Origin of the sequence: Cuneatibacter sp. NSJ-177 (genome assembly GCF_022867805.1) — a bacterium.
In the GTDB taxonomy this organism is placed as follows: Bacteria; Bacillota; Clostridia; order Lachnospirales; family Lachnospiraceae; genus Pseudolachnospira.
Genome location: NZ_JALIFO010000001.1, coordinates 328592 through 353935, shown reverse-complemented (window position 1 = coordinate 353935; position 25344 = coordinate 328592). Strand labels below are relative to the sequence as shown.

Sequence of the window (25344 nt, the reverse complement as noted above, 5' to 3'; positions counted from 1 at the left end):
AATGAACAACGTTCACATTATAAGAAAGAGAGGTTTTCATCCATGCAGGCAATTGCAGAAACACTATTCGATGCCGTCTATCTCGTCACCGTCATTACGCTGGGCGTTCTGATGATCACAAGGAGCCATGGCCGCAGGCAGTACCTCTTATTCGGCATCATGGCCGTCACCCTCGGCGCCGGAGACGCCTTTCATCTGGTGCCGCGGGCCGTCGCCCTGTGCACCACAGGTCTGGAAAACTACACGGCCGCCTTGGGAATCGGAAAGTTTATCACTTCCATCACCATGACGGTTTTCTACATCCTGCTTTATTATGTCTGGCGTCTCCGCTATCAAATCAAAGGCCGTACTGCCCTGACGGTTTCCGTATTCGTCCTGGCGATCCTGCGGGTCCTTCTGTGCCTGTTTCCGCAAAACGGCTGGACCAGTGCGGACGCTCCGCTGAGTTGGGGCATTTACCGCAATATCCCTTTTGCCCTTCTGGGCCTGCTGATCATCGTCCTTTTTTATCAGGAGGCAAAAAAGCATGGAGACAGAGCCTTCCGTTTTATGTGGCTGACCATTGTTCTCAGCTTCGCGTTCTATATTCCGGTGGTATTGTTCGCCGACACGATTCCGGCGATCGGAATGCTGATGATACCGAAAACCTGCGCCTACGTCTGGACCGTTGCCATTGGATTTTGCGACATGCGCGGGAAAAAGGAAGCCGACTAACCCGCAAGTAGATGTAGGATTGAAATCCAGAAAACGAAAAACGCGCCGGAAATGCTTCTTATCAAAAAGCATATCCGGCGCATCTGATCTACAGAATTAATTGCAGAACAAATTATATCCGACCAGGATCAAGGTTGCAATGATGCAGAGCACCGAAAAGCGCTCCGGCAGCAGCAGCATCAATGCCATACCAACCCCCGTACAGAACAAAATCAAACCGATGACCCGCTTCATGCCACTCCCCTTCCGGCCCGTCTTCTAATCTTTTTCCTTATATCCTATGGCTGAAAGGAGGTCTGTATACCAAAAAGTCGGAAAACAACACGTTCCCTCCGCATCACACACTGTGCCGGGCGTGGGTACTCTACCGGTCTTCGTGAAAAAACGATCTATTTTATTACTATTATTTTTCTTCCTTCACGACATCTTCCACCGCTTGTTCCATCTCCGGATCCAGGACCACCGAGCCGTCATTCTTCTTAAAACGGTCGATCAGGTCCGGGGCCATGTCGAGAATCTTGGTCACGGTATCCTGGTTCTTAATGTTGACCAGGCGGGTCATACCGTTTTGGATCACCAGCACGGCGCTGGGCGACATCTTGGCCGCCATGCCGCCACCGCCACTGTTCTTTTTCCGCTCTTCATTCAGAGCCGCTCCGGCGCCGACTCCGAAGGAGATATCCACCAACGGAAGAATGATCGTATCCTTGATCTGTACGGCGTCGCCGACCACCGTTTTTGCCGTTGCAAAACCATCCAAGCCTTTAAGCAGGGATTCCACCACCGTGCTGAAGTTGTTATCTGCCATCTTTCTTCCTCCTATTCAACAATCCTCGTACCGTCTTATTTCGATAGATTTTAAATCCTATTATAAGCAAAGTCAGAATTCTTATTCTTCCCCGCAAATAAAGCCTTCCTTCCAGAACCACTTCCTCAAACTCTCCGACCACGCGAATATGGTCGCCGTAAAAGGGATACAGCATATAGACCAGAGCCAGAACCGTTCCGGTTGCGGCCGGATCCTCCAAACCGATCCGGGCCTCGATCTCAAACCGGCCCGGAAGAATGTGGTGAATCACCGCAAATACCTGCTCCTTTAAAAATGCAAACATCTTCCGGTTATCCGGATCCTGAATGAAGTCAAGCCCATCTTCCAGCTTGTCCCTCCAGCCGGAACCGTCTGCCCCGGCGTCCTTTGGCTCCTTTTTCTTTTTCCGGCCAAAACGCTTTTGTTTCCGCTTCTTTTTTTCTGCTTTCTCTGTCTGAGGCTTGTCCTCTTTCCGGAATTCGGTTTCCCTGTCGGGCTGTGCGGCCTGCCCCGAAGAATCGGTTTCCTTTGCCTGTGTATCCGTCTCACCAGACAGATCCCCGTCCTGCGTCCGTCCGCCGGGGATCTGCGTCTCCTGCTCCCCGCTCCCCCGAATCACCGGGCCATCCGGGATGCGCTCCCCGATCGTTTTCTTTTCACCGGGGGGCTCTCCGATTTCCAGAGCTTTCTTTTCTTTTTTCCGCTCTTTTTCTCTGGTACGCCGCTCCTTCTCCGCCCGCTTCTTTTGCTTTTGTTCGTTCTTCCTGCGCGATTCTTCCGTCTCCGGCAGCCGGAACACCGGAATCCCTAAAATTTTCAGCCAGACCGACATCTCCCCATTCCGGTAGAGTCCTCTGACGCTGATAAAGCGTAGCAGCCAGGAAAACCGGCCCTTCACCTCTAAATCTTTGAGGCTGGTGCACTTTGCCTCCAGCTCATATCGGAATGGGGCAAAGATCAGGGCAAGCGCCGTCAGCAAAAGCAGTCCCAGAAGAATAAGAATCAGGATACCGACGATTTTTAAGAGGGTCAACAGCAAACTAAGCATCTTCACCCTCCTTTTTTCTCAATCTGGCTGCCAAATAGGATCTTATATCCGCCGTCCCGGTCGCCTGATACGCATCGTCCGTGATCCGCATCAAAACCGTCAAGGCTTCGTCATATCCCTTTGCCAGCCCGATTACCGTCAATTCCTGATTTCGATAGTACGGCTGCATTAAATAATGGGAAGCAAGGATGTCCAGCTGGTTTATGGGGTTTGTGGGCAGCATCAGAACATAGACATTCCACAGCAGCTTCCCCTGCTCAATGCCTTCCTGAATCCGTTTTTGATTCTTCTGCGCGCCTTCCCCAACATATAGCTGATCCATCCAACTTATCATTTATTCGCTCTTTTCTTTCTCCTTTTTCAAACACTCCAACGCAAGATCCAACGCCGTCTCCACTGCCTGACGCCGGATGGACTCCCGATTTCCGGAAAACAGGCATTTTTTCACAGTCACCTGGCCCTGGATAAAACAGCCCAGATACACGAGGCCCACCGGTTTCTCTTTCGTCCCTCCGTCCGGACCTGCAATCCCGGTGGAAGAAAGCCCCACCTCGGCTCCGGCCGAAGCAGCCGCTCCGCGGGCCATCTCCTCCGCTGTCTCCCGGCTGACCGCGCCGTGAACGCTTAACGTAGCGCCGCGCACGCCGAGCAGCCGTTCCTTCGCCTCATTGGAATAAGTGATCAGCCCTTGGTCCAAAACCGCGGAAGCGCCGGAGACGTTGACAATGGTTGCCGCAATCAGGCCGCCGGTGCAGGATTCCGCTGTTGTGATGTGGAGTTTCTGATCCTTTAAAAGCTCCACCAGACATTCTTCTCTACATTTCATCTAATTGACCATCCTTTAGCACATGCCGGTTTTTATAAATATAATCCACCAGAGAAAGTATCGTCAAAATCAGCGATCCCCATACGAGAATCTGCTCAATCACATACCACACCGGATTGTCAAAATGGAGGATCAAGGCGATGGTCATAAACATTTGGCAGACCGTCTTAAACTTTCCCCAGATGCTGGCCGCGATGACCACGCCGTTATCCGAGGCGATCAGGCGGAAACCGCTGATGACGAACTCACGGGAAATCAGGATTACCACCATCCAGGCCGGAAGCAGCCCCCGCTCCACCATGCAGATGGCCGCCGCGCCCACCAGAAGTTTGTCGGCAAGAGGGTCCATAAATTTGCCGAAATTTGTGATCAGATGATTCTTTCTCGCCAGATATCCGTCGAGAAAATCGGTAAAGCTTGCAAAACAGAAAAGGAACAGTGCGATATAATCTCCCACCCTTCCGATGTCCACCAGCAGGAACACCACCATAAACGGAATCAGAATGACGCGCAGCGTCGTCAGTTTATTCGGCAGATTCATCACACAGTTCCCCCATTAAATCATATTCCAAAGCAGAGGTCACCCTTGCCATGGCAAAATCACCGGTCAAAAGCTCCTGCCCTGTGCGGATAAAAATATAGCCGTCCACCCCAGGGGCGTCCCGGTAGGTTCTCCCCACATAGGCGTCCTCATCAGCCACTTTTCCTTCGATCATCACCAGAAGTTCTCTCCCGACCAGATCGGAAGACCGTTCCATGGAAATATCCTGCTGCAGCTCCATCAGCTCATCCCGTCTCGCCTTTTTCACCTCATCGGGAATCTGGTCCGGCATCCCGGCCGCCGGGGTGTCTTCCTCCTGAGAGTAAGCAAATACGCCGAGCCGGTCAAACTCCATCTGATCTACGAACTCCAAAAGACACTGATGGTCCTCCTCGGTCTCGCCGGGAAATCCGCTGATCAGCGTGGTTCGGAGCGCAATATCCGGGATTTCTCTCCGCAGCTTTTCAATCATCTCCACAAGATGCTCCCGCGTGGTCCGCCGTCCCATCCGTTTTAAAATCGAATCGCTGGCATGCTGGATCGGAATGTCCAGGTAAGAACAGACTTTTTCCTCGTCCCGGATCACCTCGATCAACTCGTCGGTGATTTCCTCCGGATAGCAGTATTGGATCCGGATCCAGGCCAGAGCCGGGATCTTCGCCAACCGGCGCAGCAGCTCCGGCAGCATTTTTTTCCCATACAGGTCCACGCCATAAAGGGTGGTCTCCTGGGCAACCAAAATCAGTTCCCGGACGCCCCCTGCGCAGAACTCTTCCGCTTCTTTTACCAGCTGTTCCATCGGAACGCTGCGGTAACGGCCGCGCACCTTTGGGATAATGCAGTAGGTGCAGTGTTTGTCGCACCCTTCCGCAATCTTTAAAAAGGCGTAGTGCCCGCCGGTCGTCACAATCCGGGAGGCCGTCCGCTCCGGCAGGGCGTCAGGATCCGCAAAGGTCTGACTCGGCGCCTTTTGTTCCAGCACCGACTCGACCACCTCTACAATATGATCATAAGCGGTCGTGCCGACGACCGCATCCACCTCCGGCATCTCAGAGAGAACCTCGTCCCGGTACCGCTCGGCCAGACAGCCGGTGACGATCAGAGCGCGGCAGACTCCGGTTTCCTTCTGCTTTGCCATTTCCAGGATCGTCTCGATACTTTCCTCCTTGGCGTCGCCGATGAAGCAGCAAGAATTGACGACGATCACTTCCGCCTCCTGCTCGTCGCCGGTCAGCTCATAGCCCTTTTTTGCCAGCAGCCCCAGCATGACTTCCGTGTCCACCAGGTTCTTGTCACAGCCAAGGGAGACAAACAGAATTTTCATTCTTCCGTTTCCGGAGCAAATTCTTCCAGCTCCAGATCCTCTCCTTCCAGATCTTCATCCCAGTCATCGGAAAACTCGTCGCCCTCGGCGGTAATCTGAATCGCCCCGGTCCGTAACTCTTCCACAGCGATGGAAAGGGCCTTCTTCTGCTCCCCGTTCACCATGGTGCGGTCCGCCGCCACCAGCTGTCTCGCCCGCTTCGCGGTTCCCAGCACAATCGAATAACGGCTCTGTACGATGGGATCTTCCCCTTCCGGGACATCTTTATTGACGGCCTCCATAAGCTCCAAATAAGACGGATGTAACATAATCAATCATTCTCCTTTTTTTCTAACAGCTTTTGAATATCCTTCTGCAGGGCCTGTGCAACCTCAAGGTTTTTTTCCTTATAGCCGCCAGCCAGTTCCGGATGATGGATGACCTGATGGAGCTGTTCCACGCAGGCGTCCAGGTTTTCATTGACTAAGATGCAATCGTATTGTTCGATATAGGCGGCTTCCTCCGCGGATCTTGCCATCCTTTTTCTGATTTTCTCCATGGTTTCGGTGCCCCGGCTTACCAGACGGCGGTACAATACTTCGGCCGAAGGCGGCACCAGAAAAATCATCAAGGCCTCCGGGCATTTTTTCTTAACCTGAAACGCACCCTGGATTTCAATATCAAGCAGGACGTGGCGTCCTTCTTCCCGTTGTTTTTTTACCGGGTCCGCCGGTGTCCCATAATGGCTTCCGGTATAGCCGGCGTATTCCAAAAGACGGCACTCATCGATCAGGCGCTGAAATTCTTCTTCGTTGAGAAACAGATATTCCCGGCCGTGAACCTCGCCTTCCCGCGGACTCCTCGTCGTGGCGGATACGGAAAAAAAGTATTCGTCATAGCGTCTCATCAGTTCTTTGATGACCGTTCCTTTCCCGACGCCGGAAAACCCGGAAATGATCACCAATGTTCCTTGTTCCTTCATTTGTCTTTCCCTTCGCAGCGGCTGGCAATGGTCTCCGGCAGCAGGGCCGACAGCACGAGAAGCCCGCTGTCCGTCACGATAACCCCCTTGGTTTTCCGCCCCTGGGTGGCGTCCACCGCAGTGCCCGCATCCTTGGCCGCCTGCACCAGCCGTTTGATCGGAGCGGAATCCGGGCTGACCACCGAGACGATTTTGTCCACATTCATCACATTGCCATAACCGATATTGATCAGCTTATTCAATATTCTGCACCTGCTCCCGAATCTTTTCGATCTCCGTCTTCAACTCAATCGCCACTGCGGAAACCTCCTGATTGTTGCATTTGGAGAGGATCGTGTTGGCTTCCCGGTTCATCTCCTGGGCCAGGAAATCCAGCTTCCGCCCCACGCTTTCCCCAGTCTTATCTTCCAGCGCCTTCCGCATGCTGACGATATGGCTCCTCAGCCTTACGGTCTCCTCGTCGACACAGGTCTTGTCGGCAAAGACGGCAGCCTCCGTCATCAGCCTATTTTCATCAATCGCCGTATTCTCCAACAGTTCTCTGATTTTCGTCTCCAGCCGAATCCGGTACTCTTCGGTGATCTCCGGCGAGCGCTGTTCTACAAAAGAGACCAGCTCCTCCATCCCGCTCAGCTTTCCTAAGAGATCCTGCCGCAGGGCCTCCCCTTCCCGGAGACGCTGCTCCACAAATTGGGTTCCGGCCGTCCGAAGCGCTTCTTCCAGCAGCTTCCAGAGCTGCTCCTCATCCTCCTCGGCCTGTTCCATCGTCAGAATTTCCGGAAACCGGGCTAAATCGGACACCTTCACATTATTTTCAATTAAAAATTCTTCGCTCATCTGCCGGAAATATTCCATGTATTCCTTGGCCAGATGATGGTTGTATTTCAGGTTCACCTGCTCTTCGGTGAAATCCTCATAGGAAATAAAAACATCCAGCTTTCCGCGGCCGGCGTAATCCTTTAACAGGGTGCGCACACGGGATTCCAGCGCGTAGAATTTCTTCGGCAGTTTGATGTTCATATCCAGGTACCGGTGGTTGACTGCCTTCATCTCCACCAGCATCTTGTGCTTCTCATCGGAGAGTTCTGCTCTCCCGAAGCCGGTCATGCTCTTTACCATGATTCCGAATCCTTTCCTGAGATCGCAAAGCCTGCGTCCTTTGCCCAAACCCAATCAGACTACGGAATCATTTGACTTTGCATACATAGTCAATTATAATCCATATGAACAATGAAGTCAAACATTTCCAACCGAAAGAGGGTAGAATATGGCACTGGATGGTATTACAATCGCAGGCATGGCATCGGAGATGCGCGGAAAGCTGATTGGCGGACGGATCACGAAAATCGCCCAGCCGGAAGCCGACGAACTGATGCTGACAATCAAAAATCAAAAGGAACAGCTCCGGCTCTTGCTCTCGGCGAGCGCCAGCCTGCCGCTGATCTACTTCACCGATAAAAACAAACCGAACCCCGCCACGGCCCCCGGCTTCTGCATGCTGCTGAGAAAGCACATCGGCGGCGGAAAAATCCTCTCCGTCACCCAGCCCGGCCTGGAACGAATCTTAAAGATCGAAGTGGAGCATCTGGACGAGCTGGGGGACGTCTGCCGGAAATATCTGATCATCGAGCTGATGGGAAAGCACAGCAACATCATTTTCACCGACAGCGGGGATAAGATCCTGGACAGCATCAAGCATATTTCCCTGAACATCAGCTCCGTACGGGAGGTTTTGCCGGGGCGGCCTTATTTTATCCCGGAAACCCAGCACAAGCTGGATCCCCTCTCCATCACCGAGGCAGAGTTCTACGAAAAAATCTGCGCCCTTCCCCAGCCGGCGGGCAAAGCGCTCTATACGGGTCTCACCGGCATCAGCCCGCTGATCGCCGAGGAGATCTGTTTCCGCGCCGGTTTGGACTCCGGACAGCCCATGCAGGCTTACGGGGAGCTGGAGAGGCTTCATCTCTACAAAACGTTCTGCCACCTGATTGAGGATGTGAAAGAGGAACGCTTCACCCCCAACATCCTCTACCGCGGGGACGAGCCCCTGGAATTTGCCGCGCTCTCGCTGAAACTGTATCCGGATGCCCAAGAAAAAGACTTTCCGTCCATGAGCCAGGTACTGGAAACCTACTATGCGGAAAAGAGCACGGTCACCCGGATCCGCCAGAAATCCTCGGAGCTCCGCCGGATCGTCCAGACAGCCCTGGAGCGGAATTACAAAAAATATGATTTACAGCAAAAGCAGCAAAAAGATACGGAAAAGAGAGAGAAATACCGGGTTTACGGGGAACTGATCCAGACCTACGGCTATGAGCTCTCCGGCGGAGAAAAGTCCCTGACCGCGCCTAACTATTACGACGATAACAAAGAACTCGCCATCCCGCTGGATCCCACCCTCTCTGCCCAGGAGAACGCCCAGAAATATTTCGAACGCTACAACAAGCTAAAGAGGACCTACGAAGCGCTGATCGACCTGTTAGCCGAGACCAAGGCGGAGATCGACCACTTGGAATCCATCCGCACGGCTCTTGCCATCGCCCTCCAGGAGGAGGATCTGGTGGAGATCAAGCGGGAACTCCAGGATTCCGGCTACATCAAAAAACATGCCGGGGACAAGAAAAAAGTGAAGATCACCAGCCGTCCTTTTCACTATCTTTCCTCCGACGGGTTCCACATCTATGTAGGAAAGAATAATTTCCAGAATGAGGAGCTGACCTTCCAGTTTGCAAACGGCGGAGACTGGTGGTTTCACGCCAAAGGAATTCCCGGCTCCCATGTGATCGTAAAGACCGAGGGAAAAGAGCTGCCGGACCGGGTCTATGAGGAAGCCGGCCAGCTGGCCGCGTATTATTCCAGCGCAAGGGACGCGGATAAAGTGGAGGTGGACTATATCCAGAAGAAACAGGTGAAAAAGCCTGCGGCCGGAAAGCCCGGCTTTGTGATCTACCACACCAACTATTCCCTGATGGCGGTCCCCACGTTAAAAGGGCTGACGCCGGTGGAATAGCCCGAAAGGGCAGGCCCTACAGTTTATATTCGATTTGCAGGGTCTGCCCCGTCACCACAACCCGCTCAATTACCTGGTCCACGACGGCTCTTTTTTCCATCGGAGTCATCACATGCCAGACTTCTTTCAGGCTGGAGATCCGGTCTAAGGTCTTTTTTCGTCGTTTCGACAGAGCCTTCCGGTTTTTCTCCAGCTCCAGTTTTTCCCGGATCGCCGCCGTCTCCTTTTTCTGCTCGGCCACGGTTTCCCGAAGCGCCTCGTCTTCCCCTTCACTGTACAGGGAATACAGGCGTTTTAATTTTTTCTCCGCCCGCAGGAGCTGCTGTTCCAGCAGTTCCAGTACGCCTCTTTCCGCCTCCGAGCCGGGATCCAGCGTTTTTTCTGCGCTGAATCGAAACAGATCCTCGGCCACAGCGTCTTCCACCTCGTCGGCCCAGACATATTCCTGCGTGCAGTCCGGATCCCGGATCAGATACGGTTTGCTCCCCTGACGGGAATAGCAGACCAGCTTATGGCCTTTCTTTCCCCATTTCTGGTAGCGCATCTTTGCCCCGCAGCGCCCGCAGTAGACCAGCCCGGTCAGCAAATTCACTTCGCTGTGAAGATTTTTTCCCGACCGCTCCTCCATGGCAAGCATGGTCTCCTCGTAGACTTCCCGGCTGATCAGCGGTTCATGCCGCCCCGGATATTCTTCCCCTTGGTACACGATAACTCCGATGTTGGTCTTACGCTTTAAGATCTGAATCACCAGCCGGTCATATTTAAGCCCCATCATATCCGCAATATTCTGCGGTGAATACCCTTCCAGATACAGCCGGTACATCTCCCGCACCCGGTCTGCGTCGGCGTTCGGGACCAGAATTCCCTGGGCTTCGTCGTAGTCGTACCCGAAAGGAATTTTGCCTCCGCCCATCCAGTAACCGGCCCGCACTCTCTCCCGCATCCCCATGCGGGTCCTCTCCCGGATGTTCTCCCGCTCCAACTGGGCAAAGGCCGACAGAATCCCCAGCATCAGCCGCCCCATCGGCGTCCCGGTATCCATGCTTTCATTTAATGAGACAAACGCCACTTGGTGGGGATTCAGCACATCCTCGATCAGATAGAGCGTATCTTTTTGACTTCGGGACAGGCGGTCTAACTTATAGACCACCACATGGCTGAGCCGTCCGCTTTCCGCATCCTCAATCATGCGCTGCATTTCCGGACGGTTTAGATTGCTGCCGGTGAACCCGCCGTCGATATAATATTCATAATTAGAAATCTGCTTGGAAATACAGTAGGCTGTCAGCGCTTCTTTCTGCGCGTCGATGGAATAGCCTTCCTCCCGCTGGGCGTCAGTAGATACCCGGATATAGATCGCGGCTTTCTTTCGCTGCTCCATCCTGCTCCGCCTCCTGATTTACCCGCATCATCACCCGCTGAAGCAGCCGGTCGATCTGGGGGTTCTCCGTCAGAGACACTTGACGCATCCGCTCTTCGGGAAGAGGTTCACCCTCCCGCGTTCTGGACGTTACAATCATAATCCGCCTCCTGTTCGTACCTGGAGTATGGACAAATTCGGGGGAAGATATACGGCGGGTTACCCTTTGATATGATACTCCTGCAAAAGAAAAATGGAGCTGCTGCAAGAGTTTTTCTTTTGCAGCAGCTCTGTCCCTTTACTTTCTGATCACATATCCGTCTTTTCTCGTCTTCGGCTCAGGCAGCTCCTGATCCGGATAGCCCAGCGCACAGGCTCCGACGCCTCGGAAGTTCTCCGGCAGGCCCCACTCGGCGAGGAGTGCTTTGCCCTCCGGGCTGTCGAACATCTCCAATTCCCGGTTGATCCAGCAGGACCCCAGCCCAGCGGCATAGGCAGCATTCATCAAGTTAGCCAGCACACAGCTGCAATCCTGAATAAAGTTCGGGTGCGTCCCGTCGGCCAAAACCAAAATAATCGTCGGCGCGCCGTAATACGGATCTGAATTGCTTCCCGCCACCTTCCGGTTCATCTCGGAGATCTTCTGTCTTAACGCAGGATCCTGGACCACCACCATCACCGGGTCCTGGCGTCCCATGGCCGTGGGCGCGTAGGTTCCCGCCTCCAGCACCGCGTTCAGCAGTTCTTCGGAGACCTGCTCCGGCTTATACTTCCGGATGCTCCGTCTCGCTTTCAATGCCTCCAAAACGTCTTTTTTCATGACAGCTTCGCCTCCTTACTTTTTTCTTTGCCCAACAGATAGGTGATAAACTGGGTTGCGGTCCGGCCTGACATCCCGCCGTGCTGCAGCTCCCAGATATTTGCCTCATGGAACAGCTCCTCCTCGCTGAGCGAAAGGTCGCTCCGGGCCGCCAGGGTCTTTACGATGTGCTGGAACTGTTTCTTATCCGGCATCCCGTAATAGATCGTCACGCCGAACCGGTAAGCCAGGGAAAGCTTCTCTTGCACCGTATCCGAACTGTGCAGCTCATCATCCGCCTCCCGCTTGTCGGTAAAGCGTTCCCGGATCAGGTGGCGCCGGTTGGAGGTGGCATAGATCAGGACATTTTCCGGCCGCCGCTCCAAGCCGCCTTCGATCACCGCCTTCAAATACTTATATTCAACCTCAAAATCTTCAAAGGACAGATCGTCCATATAGATGATAAACTTGTAATTCCGATTTTTAATCTGAGCGATCACCGAAGTCAGATCCTGGAACTGATGTTTGTAGATTTCAATCATTCTCAGCCCTTGATCATAATACTCGTTCAGAATCGCTTTGATGCTGGAAGATTTCCCCGTTCCGGCGTCGCCGAACAGCAGGCAATTGTTGGCCTTTTTGCCCGCAACAAAAGCTTCGGTGTTCTCGATCAGCCTTTTCTTCTGTAATTCGTAGCCTACCAGATCAGAAAGGCGCACATGTTCCGTCTTGGTGATCGGCAGGATATGTGCCTGACCGCCCTCCACATGCTCTACTTTAAACGCTTTGTGAAGACCATACTTGCCGACGCCAAATTCTTTGTAGAACTGGGTCACACAGTCCAGGAACTCATCCGGGCTCTTCGTGTTCGCCAGATGAATGCTGAGCTCTTCGATCCGGTCCCGGATCCTGGCGTTAAATACCTTGCTGATACCGGTGGCGCTGCGGTAATTTTTCAGCACCCCGAACTCCTGCGTGCCGAGCTCCCGGTCCAATTCCGCTAAATCATAGGCAAACAATGCCTGGAAAATCCGGAAATCATGGAGCGCCAGCGTATTGATGCTCCCTTCCACTTTTCCCCGGATCTCGCAGGTGGTGCTGAACGCGTTCTCATGGTTGGCCAGAATGTAGGCGAGGAAATTGTGCCAGACATTTCCCTCAAACCCATGGGTGTTGGCCATCTCCACCAGGCCGTTCAGCGTTGGATAAAGATTGTCCGTGCTGCCGCCGTCCATCAGCTCCCGCATCCCGTCAAAAATATCCTGATGCTCAAAATCCCGATATAAAATCATTTCCTTGGCAATTCTTGATTCCCCTAACAATTTCCTAAAATCCGGCATGACACCGTCTCCTCCTTTAATCCTTTCACTGCATTCTGCACGCCGGAATCCTTCAGGTTTCCTTCCACATCCACAAAGAAACGGTACTCCCAGCTCCGTCCCGGAATCGGACGGGATTCAATCTGCGTCAGGTTTAGGCCGTTGTAGGCAAAATGAGACAAAAGCCGGTACAGCGTGCCAGTCTCATGACGGCATTCCAGGCACAGGCAAAGCTTATCCGCGGTTTCCAGATAAATCTTCTGTTTGGTCACAATCACAAAGCGGGTTGTGTTGGTTTTATTGTGGTTGATGGACGGCGCCAACACTTTCAGGCCGTACAATTCTGCCGCCGTCTCGCTGGCCACGGCCGCCGCACCTTTCTCCCCCTTCTCCGCAACCATCTTGGCGCTGGCCGCCGTATTGCCTTCCGGCACCTGCTGCCATTCCGGGTGCTTCCCCAGATACTGGCTGCACTGCTGCAGCGCCTGGGGATGAGAATGAACCTGCCGGATATCCGATAGCTCTGCTTCCGGAAGCCCCAGCAGGCAGTGGGAGATCGAAAGGCTCATCTCCGCCACCACGCAGATGTCATAGTTCATCAGAAGATCAAAGACATCCGTCACCGCTCCGGCCGAAGAATTCTCAATGGGAAGCACGCCGTAGTCCGCCTTCCCTTCCTCCACGGCCTTCATGACCAGCGCATGGTTCGGGCAGGAAAATTTCTCTGCTTCCGGCCCGAAAAACTGCATCGTGGCTTCATAGCCATAAGCCCCTTCCACTCCGGCGTAGGCGACGCTCTTTCCTTCCACCGACAGTTCCCGCACCATAGAAAACCCGGTAGGTTCCTCTTTCCCGTTCTCCACAAGGAGCTGATATTGGCGTTTCCTGCTGATCGCCATCATATGGGAGAGAACCTCCTGCATCCCTTGGCTGTCAAATTCTCCCTGCAAAAGTGTTCCGATCCGCTCGATTTTTTGCTGCTCCCTAACCGGATCAAAGACCGCCTTCCCGGTTTCTATTTTAAATTCCGCCACATCCTGGCACAATTTCATCCGCCGCTCAAATAGCTGCGCAATCTTTTGATCGATCTCATCAATTTCATCTCGAATTTTCAGTAAATCCACGGCATTCCTCTCCTGTCACAAACATTGGTTTGTTTAGTATATCACAGGGAAAAAGCCGTGTCTATACCAGAATCTGGCACATTTTCATGGCCTTCAGGGCATTTTCATGGCTTTCCGGCGTGACCCCAGCGCAGCAGGAGGCATCCACCCGAATCGGAACCTCCGGCAGCGCGGCTTTTAATAACAGCGCATTGGAAATCACGCAGATATCCGTGCAGAGTCCGACCAGCTCAATCTCCTCGTACTGCCCTTTTCCGGCCAGATGCGCCAGGGAAATGCTGCCGAATGCCGGCTTTTCCAGTTTCACACAGCCTTCCGCCAGCGGCCGGAGTTCCGGAACCAGCCGCCATCCTTCGGTGCCGCGGATGCAGTGGGGAACCGGAAGGTTTTTCCCCTCCTGCGTCTCCATATAGTCCTCTCCATGGGTGTCCAGAGTAAAGATCACCTCCGCTCCCTCCCTTTTTGCCGCTTCGATTTTTTCTTTGACCTTGCCAACGATTCCGCAGGCTTCCGGCGTTCCCAGCGCTCCATTCACAAAATCCACCTGCATATCTACAACGACCAATAATTTTTTCATGGCTGCATCCTTTCCCCTATTCGGCCTTTCTTTGTTTTCCGGTATTTTCCTTGTATTTCAGCGTGCGCAAAGGGGACCGCACGGGCTTTTCGCTCCGGGTTCGGTCCCCCTAATCCTCTTACAGCATATCCCGCAAAACCGGATCCAAAATATCGATCATATGGTCCACATCCTGTTCCGTAATGATCAGCGGCGGTACAAAACGCAGGATATTGCTTCCCGCATTGATCAAAATCAAACCGCGTTTCTGGGATTCCACAATGATCTCCCCTACCGGAACGGAAAACTCCAGGCCATGAATCAGGCCGACTCCGCGGTGGGCCGTGATCTTCTCATACTTTTCAGCCAGCTCTGTCAATTTCTGGCCCAGGTAAGCTCCGACCTTCCGGACATTTTCCAGAATATTCATGGACTGGTAGAGGTCCAGGACCTTGCTGGCAGCGGCTCCTACCAGGGGATTCCCTCCGTAAGTGGTTCCGTGATCCCCCGGTTTCAGGGCGGAAGCCTTCTCATTGCAGAGGAACGCGCCGACCGGCACCCCACAGCCAAGGGCTTTGGCCACAGTCATCACATCCGGCAGAACGCCGTAGTGCTGGCAGGCGAACATGGTACCGGTCCGGCCCATGCCGCACTGGATTTCATCAAAAATCAGAATAATATCCTTCTCATCGCAGAGCGCGCGCAGTCCCTTTAAGAACTCCTCCGTGGCAGGGTAAATGCCGCCTTCGCCCTGGACCGGCTCCACAATAATGGCGCAGGTCTTCTCGCTGACCTGGGCCTTCACGCTTTCCAGGTCATTGAAATCCGCAAAACGGATCCCGGAGATCAAAGGTTTAAACGGATCCTGATAATGGGCGTTTCCGGTCACGGACAGGGCGCCCAGGCTGCGGCCATGGAACGAATGATTCATGGCGATGATCTCATGGCCGTTATACCCGTCCCGGTCATAGGCATAGCGCAAAGCCGTTTTCAGCGCGCCTTCCACTGCTTCCGTTCCGCTGTTGGCAAAGAACACCTTCGGCATACCGGATGCCTCTGACAGTTTCCTCGCTGCCTCCACGGTGGGTTCATTGTAAAAATAATTGGAGCTGTGGATCAGCCGGTCCACCTGGCTCTTGACGGCGTCATTGTATTCTTTATTATTGTAGCCAAGGGCAAACACCGCAATTCCCGCGCAGAAATCCAGATATTTGTTGCCTTCATTGTCGTATAAATATACACCGTCTCCGTGATCCAGCACCAGCGGATAGCGATTGTAGGTGTGGAGCAAATATTTTTCCCCTTGCTCCATAATTTCTTGTTTATTCATCTATTTCGTCTCCTCATCATTGATAATCACAGTGCCGATTCCTTGATTCGTAAAAAATTCCAGCAGCAGGCTGTGGGGCAGCCGTCCGTCCAAAATATGGACTCTGGCCACGCCGTCGCGCAATGCCGCGATACAGTTCTGGAGCTTCGGGATCATACCTCCGCTGGCCCCGCCGCTGGCGATAAATTCCTCCGCCTCGTGGACCTGCATGGAGTGTATAAAAGAGGTCTTATCGGAAAAATCCCGGTACACGCCCTCGGTGTCGGTCAAAAACGCCAGTTTGTTTGCATGCAGGGCCGAGGCCACGGCGCAGGCGGCATCATCGGCGTTGATATTGTAAGAATCATAATGATCATCGTATCCGATGGGGCAGATGATTGGAAGGAAATCCTTCTCCAAAAGATCCATGAGAATCTTCGGATTTACCTCAGTGATTTCTCCGACAAACCCGATGTCCTCGCCGCCGGAATAGCGCTTTTTCACTTTCAAAAGTCCTCCGTCCTTGCCGCTGATGCCCACTGCGTGGACGCCGAGGGACTCGACTTTCTGGACCAGGCCCTTATTGACGCGGTTCAACACCATCTCCGCAATCTCCATGGTCGCATCGTCGGTGACCCGCAGGCCGTTGACAAAACGGGGCTCCATGCCGGAGCGCTTCACCCACTTGCTGATATCCTTGCCGCCGCCGTGGACGATAACCGGCTTAAATCCGACCAGTTTCAGGAGAACGACGTCCTTGATCACATCCTCTTTTAAATGGTCGTCCAGCATAGCGCTGCCGCCGTACTTAACCACAACGATTTTGCGGTTAAATTTCTGGATATACGGAAGCGCTTCGACCAGCACCTCCGCCTTGTGCATAATGGATTGATCCATGCTTTCCTCCTTAACTGCGGTAATCCGCATTGATCGTCACATATTCGTGGGTCAAATCGCAGCCCCAGGCCGTCGCGCAGGCCTCCCCCGCCTTCAAATCAGCGATTGCCGTCACCGCAGGCTCCGACAGAATCTTTGTCGCAGTCTCCTCGCTGTAATCCGTGGCGGTTCCGTTTGCTACGATCTGCAGCTTTCCGGCAGCGCTCTCAAAATACAAGTCCACGGTTTCCGGGTCAAACGTCGCTCCGGAATACCCCATTGCGCAGAGAATCCGGCCCCAGTTGGCGTCGTGGCCGTAGATGGCCGCTTTGGTCAGATTCGAGGTGGCCACCGACTTGCTGAGAATCTTTGCCTGCTCTTTCGTCCCGGCGTGGATCACCTTGACTTCGAAAAGGGCGGTCGCGCCTTCCCCGTCGCCTGCTATCTTTTTGCAGAGTTCTTCCATCACAAAATGGAACGCCTCATAAAATGCCTGATATTCCTCCCCTTCCGCCGCAATCTCCGGGCAGCCGGAAGCGCCGTTTGCCAGCACCAAAACCGTATCGTTGGTGGAAGTATCCCCATCCACGGAAATCATATTAAAGGTATCTTCCACATCCGTGCTCAGCGCCTTTTGCAGCATTTCCTTCGTGATCGCCGCGTCGGTGGTCAGGAAGCAGAGCATGGTACACATGTCAGGATGAATCATGCCGGATCCCTTGCACATACCCGCAACGGTCACTGTTTTCCCCCCGATTACCGTCTGCACCGCCACTTCTTTCGGAACCGTATCGGTGGTCATGATGGCCTCTGCGGCCAGATGAGCAGCCTCGCGGCTGTCCGCCAATTTTCCTTTAAGAATTCCGATCCCCGGCAGCAGCTTGTCCATCGGAAGCTGCGGGCCGATCACGCCGGTAGAGGCTACCAGCACGCCTTCCGCCGCGATGTCAAACACCTTCGCCGTTTCTTCCGCGGTCTCGGCGCAGCGCTTCATGCCCTCTTCTCCGGTACAGGCGTTGGCAATGCCGCTGTTGACAATCACTGCCTGGCATTTCTTCTTGCTGTCCACCACTTTTTTATCCCATTTCACCGGGGCTGCTTTCACCAAATTTCTGGTAAACACTCCTGCTGCTTCACAGGGGATCTCGCTGTATATGACAGCCATATCCTTTTTTTCCTTCTTGATACCGGCCGGCACGCCGGCGGCATAAAATCCCTTTGGGGCGGTCACTCCGCCGTCGATTTGATTCATCCCACTTCTTCTCCTTTTATTTATGAAGCATTTTCCGTTCTTTGCTCTTTCCGCAAGACAGCTTTACGGGAACATCGGAAGCTGAGTCAGCCCCAGGTTCTCCGGCAGGCCGAACATCAGGTTCATGTTCTGGACCGCCTGGCCGGCGGCTCCCTTCACCACATTGTCCAGGGCTCCCATGGCGACGATGCGCTTGGTACGGCCGTCCAGCTGGAAGCCGATATCGACAAAATTGCTGCCTTCCACCCAACGGGTCTCGGCGCAGGCTCCGGGGCCCAGCAGACGGATAAAATATTCCTGCCCATAATATTTCTCATAGGCGGCCTGAATGTCCTCATTGGTCACATCCCCGGTCAGATTGGCGTAAGCAGTCACCAGAATTCCCCGGTTCATCGGAACCAGATGGGGCGTAAAGTTCAGAAGCACCGGTTTTCCGCAGGCATAGCTTAACTGCTCCTCAATCTCCGGCGTGTGGCGATGGATAGTCACCCCATAGGCCTTGATATTCTCATTGACTTCACAGTATAGATTCGCAACTTTAGCTCCGCGCCCGGCTCCGGACGTGCCGGACTTCGCGTCGATGATGATCGTGTTCGGGTCCGCCAGCCCCTCTTTGACCAGAGGATACAAGGTCAAAATGGAACAAGTGGTGTAGCACCCAGGATTCGCCAGGAGACGGGTGTTTTTGATCTGTTCCCGATTAATCTCACAGAGCCCGTAAACAGCTTCCGGCAGATACTGGGGGCTCTTGTGCTCCAATTTATACCATTTTTCATAAACCGCCACGTCCTTCAGACGAAAATCTGCGCTGAGGTCGATGATCTTGGTCTGAGACAGAATCTTATCGTTCATCATCGAGGCGCAAAACCCCTGAGGGGTCGCCGTGAAAATCACATCGGCCTCTGCGGCCAGCTCCTCCATGTTATCGTCCAGACATTTCTCGTCTACGATTCGGAACATGTTTCTATAAATAGAAGAAAACCGTTCTCCAATATAACTCCGGGAACCGCACCAGCAGACTTCCGTCTCCGGATGCTGCGTCAGCAGACGCACCAGCTCGGCTCCCGCATAACCCGTCGAACCGATAATTCCTGCTTTTATCATCTCATATCCTACCTTCCTTTTGCATATCCATAATAAATATGCGGTCATTATACATCTTTTTAAATTTTTATGCAAGTTTTTTTATAAAAATACTTGCAAAATTTTCCGGGCTGGTGTATACTTTCGGCAGACATCAAAGAGAAGCGAATTTCTGCATATTTATAAATAGCGGAAAATAGGAAAGGAAGGTCCCTCAACATGAAAGACAAAGTTATTTTAGCGTATTCCGGCGGTCTCGACACCACTGCCATCATTCCGTGGCTGAAAGAAAATTACGACTACGACGTCGTCTGCTGCTGCATCGACGTAGGCCAGGGCAATGAACTGGACGGCCTGGAGGAGCGCGCGAAGCTCTCCGGCGCTTCCAAGCTTTACATATTGGATGTAATCGATGAGTTCTGCGACGACTATGTGGTTCCCTGCGTCCAGGCCAATGCGGTTTATGAGAACAAATACCTGTTGGGTACCTCGATGGCCCGTCCGCTGATCGCCAAGAAGCTGGTAGAGATCGCCCGCAAAGAGGACGCGGTTGCCATCTGCCACGGCGCTACCGGAAAAGGCAACGACCAGGTTCGTTTCGAACTGGGCATCAAGGCCTTGGCCCCGGATCTGAAAATCATTGCTCCCTGGCGCTGCAATGAAACCTGGAATATGCAGTCCCGTGAGGACGAAATCGCCTACTGCGAAGCCCACGGTATTCACCTTCCTTTCTCCGCTGACAACAGCTACAGCCGCGACCGCAACCTGTGGCACATCAGCCATGAGGGCCTGGAACTGGAGGACCCGGCCAATGAGCCCAACTATGATCACCTGCTGGTGCTGGGCGTAACGCCGGAAAAAGCGCCGGAAGAAGGCGAGTACGTGACGATGACCTTTGAAAAGGGCGTACCCACCAGTCTGAACGGCCAGGAGATGAAGGTTTCCGAGATCATCACCAAGCTAAACGAACTGGGCGGCAAACACGGCATCGGCATTGTCGATATCGTGGAAAACCGTGTGGTGGGAATGAAATCCCGCGGCGTCTATGAGACCCCCGGCGGAACGATTCTGATGGAAGCTCATCAGCAGCTGGAAGAGCTGGTTTTGGACCGCGCCACCTACGAAGTGAAAAAGGATCTGGGCAACAAGTTTGCACAGGTGGTCTACGAGGGCAAGTGGTTCACTCCTCTGCGCGAGGCCCTGCAGGCTTTCATCGAAAAAACCCAGGAAGATGTGACCGGCGAGGTTAAATTCAAACTGTACAAAGGAAATATTATCAAGGCCGGCACCAAGGCTCCTTTCTCTTTGTACAGCGAAACCCTGGCTTCCTTCACCACCGGCGAGCTCTATGACCACCACGACGCCGAAGGCTTCATCAACCTGTTCGGCCTGCCGCTCAAGGTGCGCGCGATGAAGAAGGCGGAGCTGGAACAGAAATAATTCGTTTTTGATAAAATAACTTGCTTTCCATCATATTGATCCAACCAAAAGCCGCACAGCAATTTACCCTGTGCGGCTTTTGGTTATCTTTTTGGCCCCTCGCGAAGCCATCGAAATTGATTTGAGGTAACCTGGAATTTTTTCACCTGCTCTTGAAATAGTATAACACGATTTCATCCTTCGTTCAATCCAGTTCCCTTTTTCTTCACTTTTCTCCGCATGTCCTCACTTTTCTTCACTTTTTTTCTTTCTCCGCCGGAAAAGAATCGCTGTCAATATCATTCCGGCGGATGCTCCCGCTGTGGCTGGAAGAAGCATGGAATGAGCCTGCTCCGGCTGGTAGGAAGCCCTTACGGTGTAGCTGAGAAGAGATCCCGCCTCCCTTTCCACCTCCGCCTCATAGAGCGCCACGACAACATTTCCCAACACGTCGTCCAAAGGCACTTCCCCGGCATAATAGACCTGGTAGGAGGCGACATAGCGGGAGCCGGAAAGATTGATATCCCGCACTGGTATTCCGTCCCGGAGGTAGGCCGGTCCCGCCCAGTTCATGGTCTCAATCCGGTAAAGATTCGGGTCCAGCCCCAGCACATGCAGGACCTCCGTCTCATGTCCGGATAACCCCGGCTCCTCTCCTCCCAGCGTCACCACCTCATCTCCCAGCCGATACTCCAAAGCATCGACCGGTTCCGCGGTCAAAATGGTCTGAAAATCATCTTGCCACTGCCATTGTTCCTCGGTCCGGACAAGAGGAAGGGTTACTGTTCTTCTCTCCCCGGTATCCACGTCCTCGATCTCAAATTCGGCGCTTTCGGGGATCTCCGGCTTCGTGGTTCTCTCCGAATAGGTAACCCAGCCCTCGGCTTTTTGCGTACGCCCGGAAATCCTGGAATTTTCTGTCCTGGTCTCCGTCAAATGATAGGACATCCCATCTTTCCATATGGTTTCTTCCGGCGCCCACTCCTCCCCCGGCAAAAGCAAGTCCGAGGTCCGTATTTCCATCCTCTTCTCCGTCTCCTTGACGGGAGTCCCTTCCGACGTCTCAATCTCGGTACGGATCAACTGGTAACGTGTCCCTTCTACCTCCCGGAAGGTCGGAAATACATACCGATCCGCAGCCGATAAGCTTTGGCATTCCACCGTATCCACCCAAACCGGTTCATCTGCCTCTCCATAAATGGGGAGAGGAAGGGCAGCGAGTCCCGCCGCCAAACCCAATGTCAGGACTTTCCATTTACTTCCCCTCATGTTTCCTCCTTCTCTTGATCCTCCAGACAGTCCCCAAAAACATGCCGGCAAGGGCAGCCAAACCAATCCAGGGCGCAAGAGAAACCGAATCTCCGGTTTTCACATTTCGGGATTCCTTTCCATTTTCATAGTTTCCCGTAATGGTCCCGCGGGCCCGGTTTTTCATGACCACCTTCTGCCATTCCCCGGTTTCCTCTAAAGTAAAAGAAATGTCCTCCGCCAGCGAGTATCCGTCGGGCGCTTTTGATTCGTGAAGGACATAGTTCCCCGGTTCGAGGAATTCTAAAATAGCCGGTCTGTCGCCGCTGACCCACTCGTACAAAACCTGGCCATTCTCCTCCAGCAGCTGAAGGCTGGCTCCGGGCAGAAAGGACCCATCTGCTTCCTGAATCTTGCTGATTTCCAGTTTGGTGTAGTCATTGGGGAGTTCGACTTGCTGCAGCTCGCCGGTGTCCCTCACCGAAAAAGCCAGGTCTGCCGCTCTCAGGTATCCTGCCGGAGCAAATACCTCGACCAAAAGATAGGTTCCGGCGGGCAGACGGGTAAACTGCTCCGGAGACTCCCCGCTCTCCCACTCCCGGACCACTTCTCCCTGGGAATCCACAAGCTGCAAAACCGCGCCGGGCAGATATTTCCCGGTCAGCCGGTCCAGCTTACTGACCTCTACCTTTGTAAAGTCATTGCCAAGCTCCAATTTCTGCACGTCCCCGGTCTCTTCCACGGTAAAAGGTAGGTCGTCCGCCTTCACATAGCCGGCCGGGGCGGAGATTTCTCTGAGGATATACGTTCCTACCGGCAGACGGTCGAACCGCTTCGGGCCGTCTCCGCTCGTCCACTCATATAGAATATTTCCGGAATGGTCCAGGATCTGCATTTCCGCTCCCGTAAGATAATTTCCGGTCTCCTGGTCCAGCTTATCCACCTCAACCTTTGTCGAATCCTCCTGCAAATTGATTTCCTGCGCCTCCTCCGCCTCTTCCACACGGAAGTTCAAATCTTCCGCCCGGACATACCCCTGCCCTTTTGGAGCCTCGATCTCCCTCAGGATGTAATCTCCGGCCGGTATGCCATGGATTCGATGCGGCTCTTCCTCGGTGACCCATTCGTCGATCACCTTTCCCTGGGCATCTAAAACTTGAAGGCGCGCTCCGGAAACCGGCCCCTGGGTAATCAGATCGGTTTTTAATATATCCACCTTCAAAGCAGGATCGGACACCTGAACCGAGATGATCGGATCCCCGGCCTCATCCAGCTCAGCCTCGGAATGGGAAACGGCAAACTCCACTTCTGTATCGTTGATTCGGTAACCGGGCGGTGCTTTTATCTCAGTCACCGTATAGGTCCCAGATACATTCATCAGCGGCGTAGTGACCGTCCCGGTTTCATCGGTGACAAAGGTATCGATGAAACGGTCTCCTACCTTTTGTTTCACCAGGGCTCCATCCTGATCCCGGATTTGGAACGCCGCGCCGGCAAGGGGCACCACTTCCCCTGTATCCTGGTCAGTCTTAATGATTTTAATATAGGCTTGAAAAGGGGTGTCGTTGAGAATGATAGAAATGGGTTCCGACGGCCTGTGCTCCCGGACCTCCACCAGGAAATCCCGTACCGGGGCGTGTTCCGGCGGCACTTTGGTCTCCCTGACCAGATAGACGCCGTAGGGAAGCTCTTTTGTCACGGCAGTCCCCTCGGAGTTGGTTGCGGCAATGTCAAACGTCCGGGCCTTTTCCCATCCTTCCGCATCCGCTTCCCGCTTTAGCTTAAACGTAAACTCTGCCCCGGCCAAAGGGGAAACCTCCCCGGCTGTTCCGTCGCTGGATATTTTTAAAAGACGGACCCGGCTTTTTTTGACTGCTTCTTTTACCGTCAATTCCCGGAGTATCAGCGGTTTCGTCTGGTCTTCGCTGGACAACTCGACTTCATACTCAGCGCTGCTGTACTGATAGCCTTCCGGACTTTCTATTTCTTTCACAAAATAAGAACCCGGATAGAGGTCTGTAAATTCCGCGCCTCCGTGTTCAATCGTGCCCGTCTTTACCAGTTCCCCCGCTTGATAAAGAAGCCCCGCGCGGTCCGGACGGGGAATATCGGCTCTGGCGTACAATCCATAGACCGCGCCCTCCAAGGTCGCATCCCCCTGGGGCGTGCCGCCGGTCTCTTCGTCCACCTTTTTCAGACGGATGCTTCCTTTGACCGGCATGTTTTCCAGAGAGTAGGAAAAACTCTGGCCGTCGCGGGTCAGGACAAATTCCTGTGTCCATCCGCTGTTTACATAACCGTCCGGAGCCTTCTCCTCCCGGATCTGGAATTTCCCCTGATTCAAAGACGTATAAGCCAGATTTTCCGCGCGATAGACGCCGTTTCCCTGATCCAAAAGAGTTCCAGCCGGAACATAGGCGTGCCCATTCCACTCCTCGACAGAAAAGACGGCTCCTTTGATCTGATTTCCGGATTCTGCGTCCGTTTTAACCACTTGAACCGATGCGCGCCAGGGCGCGTTGGTCACGGTGTAGGCAAATGTCTGACCGTCCTTTGTCAAAGTCAGCTCCTGCTTCCAGCCACTGTTTACATGCCCGGCGGGCGCGGCCACCTCCACGATCCGGTATTTTCCTTGATTCGCCGGTCGGTAAAAAATTTCTCCTGTAGAGTAGATTCCGCCGCTTTGCTCCTCCAATCGGGAGTGAAAGACATATTTGCCGCCATCCCACTCTTCCAGATCAAACGCCGCGCCGGATAAAGGAGTGTTCTCCTCAGAACACTTTGTCACGGAAACACGGCCGGACCACTCCGCATTTGCCGCGGTGATATATGGGATTTGTTCCAGAGAACCGTATGTCAAGGAAACCGGGTAGACAGTGGAATTTAGAACCGTTCCCTTGGGAGCGGTCTTTTCCTTTAAATAGTAGGTCCCCTCCTTCCCGGAGAATACGGCGCTTCCTTTTCCGTCTGCTCCTGTGGTCACTTCGGCCACCCGGCTGCTGCATCCAGAGTCAGAGTACACCCCGTATACAGCGCCGGCATAAGATTTCCCGGACTGTACTCCCACTTTGTATACGCCTACGGCAAGCTCGCCCGGCACAGGCTGAAATGTCGAGAAATCATAGGTAAACATATCCTGATTTGCAGCATTTCCGGAGCTATAGGCGGCGATCTCCACCGTATAGCTCTGGTCCATTCCGGCTTCCAGAAAATCTTCCGCCATCTGATAAGTATTGTCCGCCCAGGTCTGATTCTCACTTCCCCATGAGATGTAAGTGCGTCGGACACAGTCCGCGCATTCCAGAGAGGTCAGACCTTTCACAGCCGCCCAGACCCAGATCTGCATCAAGAGATATTGGCCGCTATCCGCCGTCATATTTTCCAGGCCGGGGGCTCCCCATTCTTTATCCCCATAGATACAGTTCTCCAGATAAAGGGAAAACATCAGGCCCTGCCGGATTACCTCCCGCTGATCATCCGGTATTTTCTCTCCAAGATCCATCTTTTCATAAATCGAGCCGGAGGGACTGTGCTTTCCATAGTCCATGCAAAAAGCCAGCTCTCCGTCCAGGGTCATCAGGTAAAGCGGACCATGGACCGAATCGTAGATATCCATCTCAAATTGCTGAAACTGCCCGCTTCGCTTGGCGTGGAGAACGCAGCTGTCCGCAAAGGCATTTGCCGGTTCCGGGATGGTAAATAAGCCAAGGATCAGAAGGCAGGCCAAAAAGCATGCCATCCGCTTCTTCCATATATTCATAAACTCC

The 25344-nt window shown here is 53.5% G+C and carries 26 protein-coding genes; 3 read left to right on the top strand and 23 right to left on the bottom strand.

Annotated features, from left to right (window positions below):
- Window positions 1-42 precede the first annotated feature (42 nt).
- Window positions 43-714 carry a hypothetical protein gene (locus MUB23_RS01510; RefSeq protein ID WP_244798424.1) on the top strand — a complete coding sequence of 224 codons (672 nt, stop codon included), beginning with the start codon at window positions 43-45 and terminating at the stop codon, window positions 712-714.
- Window positions 715-810: 96 nt separating this feature from the next.
- On the opposite strand, the gene MUB23_RS01505 is transcribed toward MUB23_RS01510, so the two are convergent.
- From MUB23_RS01505 to MUB23_RS01455, 11 genes are all read right to left on the bottom strand, one after another.
- A complete protein-coding gene (locus MUB23_RS01505; RefSeq protein ID WP_244798423.1) occupies window positions 811-948 on the bottom strand; it encodes a hypothetical protein in 138 nt (45 codons plus the stop codon).
- Window positions 949-1117: 169 nt separating this feature from the next.
- The gene (locus MUB23_RS01500) at window positions 1118-1522 is read right to left on the bottom strand and encodes a GerW family sporulation protein (RefSeq protein WP_244798422.1); all 405 of its coding nucleotides are present in this window, start codon (window positions 1520-1522) and stop codon (window positions 1118-1120) included.
- Window positions 1512-2570, bottom strand: coding sequence for a DUF2953 domain-containing protein (locus MUB23_RS01495; RefSeq protein WP_244798421.1), 1059 nt, complete (start codon window positions 2568-2570; stop codon window positions 1512-1514). Before MUB23_RS01495 ends, MUB23_RS01500 begins: the two co-directional genes overlap by 11 nt.
- Complete coding sequence (locus MUB23_RS01490; RefSeq protein ID WP_244798420.1) at window positions 2563-2904, bottom strand: hypothetical protein; 342 nt, start codon at window positions 2902-2904, stop codon at window positions 2563-2565. Before MUB23_RS01490 ends, MUB23_RS01495 begins: the two co-directional genes overlap by 8 nt.
- Window positions 2905-3396: a CinA family protein gene (locus MUB23_RS01485; RefSeq protein WP_244798419.1), complete on the bottom strand. Its 492-nt coding sequence runs from the start codon at window positions 3394-3396 to the stop codon at window positions 2905-2907.
- Window positions 3386-3937 (bottom strand): CDP-diacylglycerol--glycerol-3-phosphate 3-phosphatidyltransferase, encoded by a 552-nt coding sequence (gene pgsA / locus MUB23_RS01480; protein WP_244798418.1) that lies wholly within the window; start codon window positions 3935-3937, stop codon window positions 3386-3388. Before pgsA ends, MUB23_RS01485 begins: the two co-directional genes overlap by 11 nt.
- Window positions 3921-5261: a 30S ribosomal protein S12 methylthiotransferase RimO gene (gene rimO / locus MUB23_RS01475; protein ID WP_244798417.1), complete on the bottom strand. Its 1341-nt coding sequence runs from the start codon at window positions 5259-5261 to the stop codon at window positions 3921-3923. Before rimO ends, pgsA begins: the two co-directional genes overlap by 17 nt.
- Window positions 5258-5569: a DNA-directed RNA polymerase subunit omega gene (rpoZ, locus tag MUB23_RS01470; protein WP_244798416.1), complete on the bottom strand. Its 312-nt coding sequence runs from the start codon at window positions 5567-5569 to the stop codon at window positions 5258-5260. Before rpoZ ends, rimO begins: the two co-directional genes overlap by 4 nt.
- Window positions 5570-5571: 2 nt before the next feature.
- Window positions 5572-6222, bottom strand: coding sequence for a guanylate kinase (gene gmk, locus MUB23_RS01465; RefSeq protein WP_244798415.1), 651 nt, complete (start codon window positions 6220-6222; stop codon window positions 5572-5574).
- The gene (locus MUB23_RS01460; protein WP_244798414.1) at window positions 6219-6464 is read right to left on the bottom strand and encodes a DUF370 domain-containing protein; all 246 of its coding nucleotides are present in this window, start codon (window positions 6462-6464) and stop codon (window positions 6219-6221) included. The genes gmk and MUB23_RS01460 overlap by 4 nt, the downstream gene beginning before the upstream one ends.
- Window positions 6457-7341 (bottom strand): YicC/YloC family endoribonuclease, encoded by an 885-nt coding sequence (locus MUB23_RS01455; RefSeq protein WP_244798413.1) that lies wholly within the window; start codon window positions 7339-7341, stop codon window positions 6457-6459. The genes MUB23_RS01460 and MUB23_RS01455 overlap by 8 nt, the downstream gene beginning before the upstream one ends.
- Window positions 7342-7489: 148 nt before the next feature.
- On the opposite strand from MUB23_RS01455, the gene MUB23_RS01450 reads away from it, so the two are divergent.
- Complete coding sequence (locus MUB23_RS01450) at window positions 7490-9232, top strand: Rqc2 family fibronectin-binding protein (RefSeq protein WP_244798412.1); 1743 nt, start codon at window positions 7490-7492, stop codon at window positions 9230-9232.
- A gap of 16 nt (window positions 9233-9248) precedes the next feature.
- Here the strand turns inward: MUB23_RS01450 and MUB23_RS01445 are convergent, their stop codons facing one another.
- From MUB23_RS01445 to argC, 10 genes are all read right to left on the bottom strand, one after another.
- The gene (locus tag MUB23_RS01445; protein ID WP_244798411.1) at window positions 9249-10613 is read right to left on the bottom strand and encodes a recombinase family protein; all 1365 of its coding nucleotides are present in this window, start codon (window positions 10611-10613) and stop codon (window positions 9249-9251) included.
- Window positions 10567-10752, bottom strand: coding sequence for a hypothetical protein (locus tag MUB23_RS01440; RefSeq protein WP_244798410.1), 186 nt, complete (start codon window positions 10750-10752; stop codon window positions 10567-10569). Before MUB23_RS01440 ends, MUB23_RS01445 begins: the two co-directional genes overlap by 47 nt.
- A 138-nt stretch (window positions 10753-10890) precedes the next feature.
- The gene (locus tag MUB23_RS01435; protein ID WP_244798409.1) at window positions 10891-11412 is read right to left on the bottom strand and encodes a nitroreductase family protein; all 522 of its coding nucleotides are present in this window, start codon (window positions 11410-11412) and stop codon (window positions 10891-10893) included.
- A complete protein-coding gene (locus tag MUB23_RS01430; protein ID WP_330641756.1) occupies window positions 11409-12731 on the bottom strand; it encodes an ATP-binding protein in 1323 nt (440 codons plus the stop codon). The genes MUB23_RS01435 and MUB23_RS01430 overlap by 4 nt, the downstream gene beginning before the upstream one ends.
- Window positions 12707-13834: a prephenate dehydratase gene (gene pheA / locus MUB23_RS01425; RefSeq protein ID WP_244798408.1), complete on the bottom strand. Its 1128-nt coding sequence runs from the start codon at window positions 13832-13834 to the stop codon at window positions 12707-12709. Before pheA ends, MUB23_RS01430 begins: the two co-directional genes overlap by 25 nt.
- 61 nt (window positions 13835-13895) lie before the next feature.
- Window positions 13896-14411 (bottom strand): cysteine hydrolase family protein, encoded by a 516-nt coding sequence (locus tag MUB23_RS01420; RefSeq protein ID WP_244798407.1) that lies wholly within the window; start codon window positions 14409-14411, stop codon window positions 13896-13898.
- 118 nt (window positions 14412-14529) lie between these two features.
- On the bottom strand, window positions 14530-15720 hold the full coding sequence (locus MUB23_RS01415; RefSeq protein WP_244798406.1) for an aspartate aminotransferase family protein: 1191 nt from the start codon (window positions 15718-15720) through the stop codon (window positions 14530-14532).
- Complete coding sequence (gene argB / locus MUB23_RS01410; protein ID WP_244798405.1) at window positions 15721-16596, bottom strand: acetylglutamate kinase; 876 nt, start codon at window positions 16594-16596, stop codon at window positions 15721-15723.
- Window positions 16597-16606: 10 nt separating this feature from the next.
- Window positions 16607-17827 carry a bifunctional glutamate N-acetyltransferase/amino-acid acetyltransferase ArgJ gene (argJ, locus tag MUB23_RS01405; RefSeq protein ID WP_244798404.1) on the bottom strand — a complete coding sequence of 407 codons (1221 nt, stop codon included), beginning with the start codon at window positions 17825-17827 and terminating at the stop codon, window positions 16607-16609.
- A gap of 63 nt (window positions 17828-17890) precedes the next feature.
- Window positions 17891-18931, bottom strand: coding sequence for an N-acetyl-gamma-glutamyl-phosphate reductase (argC, locus tag MUB23_RS01400; protein WP_244798403.1), 1041 nt, complete (start codon window positions 18929-18931; stop codon window positions 17891-17893).
- A gap of 198 nt (window positions 18932-19129) precedes the next feature.
- Here argC and MUB23_RS01395 point away from each other — a divergent pair, with 198 nt between their 5' ends.
- Window positions 19130-20350: an argininosuccinate synthase gene (locus MUB23_RS01395; RefSeq protein ID WP_244798402.1), complete on the top strand. Its 1221-nt coding sequence runs from the start codon at window positions 19130-19132 to the stop codon at window positions 20348-20350.
- A gap of 225 nt (window positions 20351-20575) precedes the next feature.
- Here the strand turns inward: MUB23_RS01395 and MUB23_RS01390 are convergent, their stop codons facing one another.
- Window positions 20576-21598, bottom strand: coding sequence for a hypothetical protein (locus tag MUB23_RS01390; protein ID WP_244798401.1), 1023 nt, complete (start codon window positions 21596-21598; stop codon window positions 20576-20578).
- Entirely contained in the window at window positions 21585-25337 is a 3753-nt protein-coding gene (locus MUB23_RS01385; RefSeq protein ID WP_244798400.1) for an MSCRAMM family protein, read from the bottom strand. Before MUB23_RS01385 ends, MUB23_RS01390 begins: the two co-directional genes overlap by 14 nt.
- Window positions 25338-25344 lie beyond the last annotated feature (7 nt).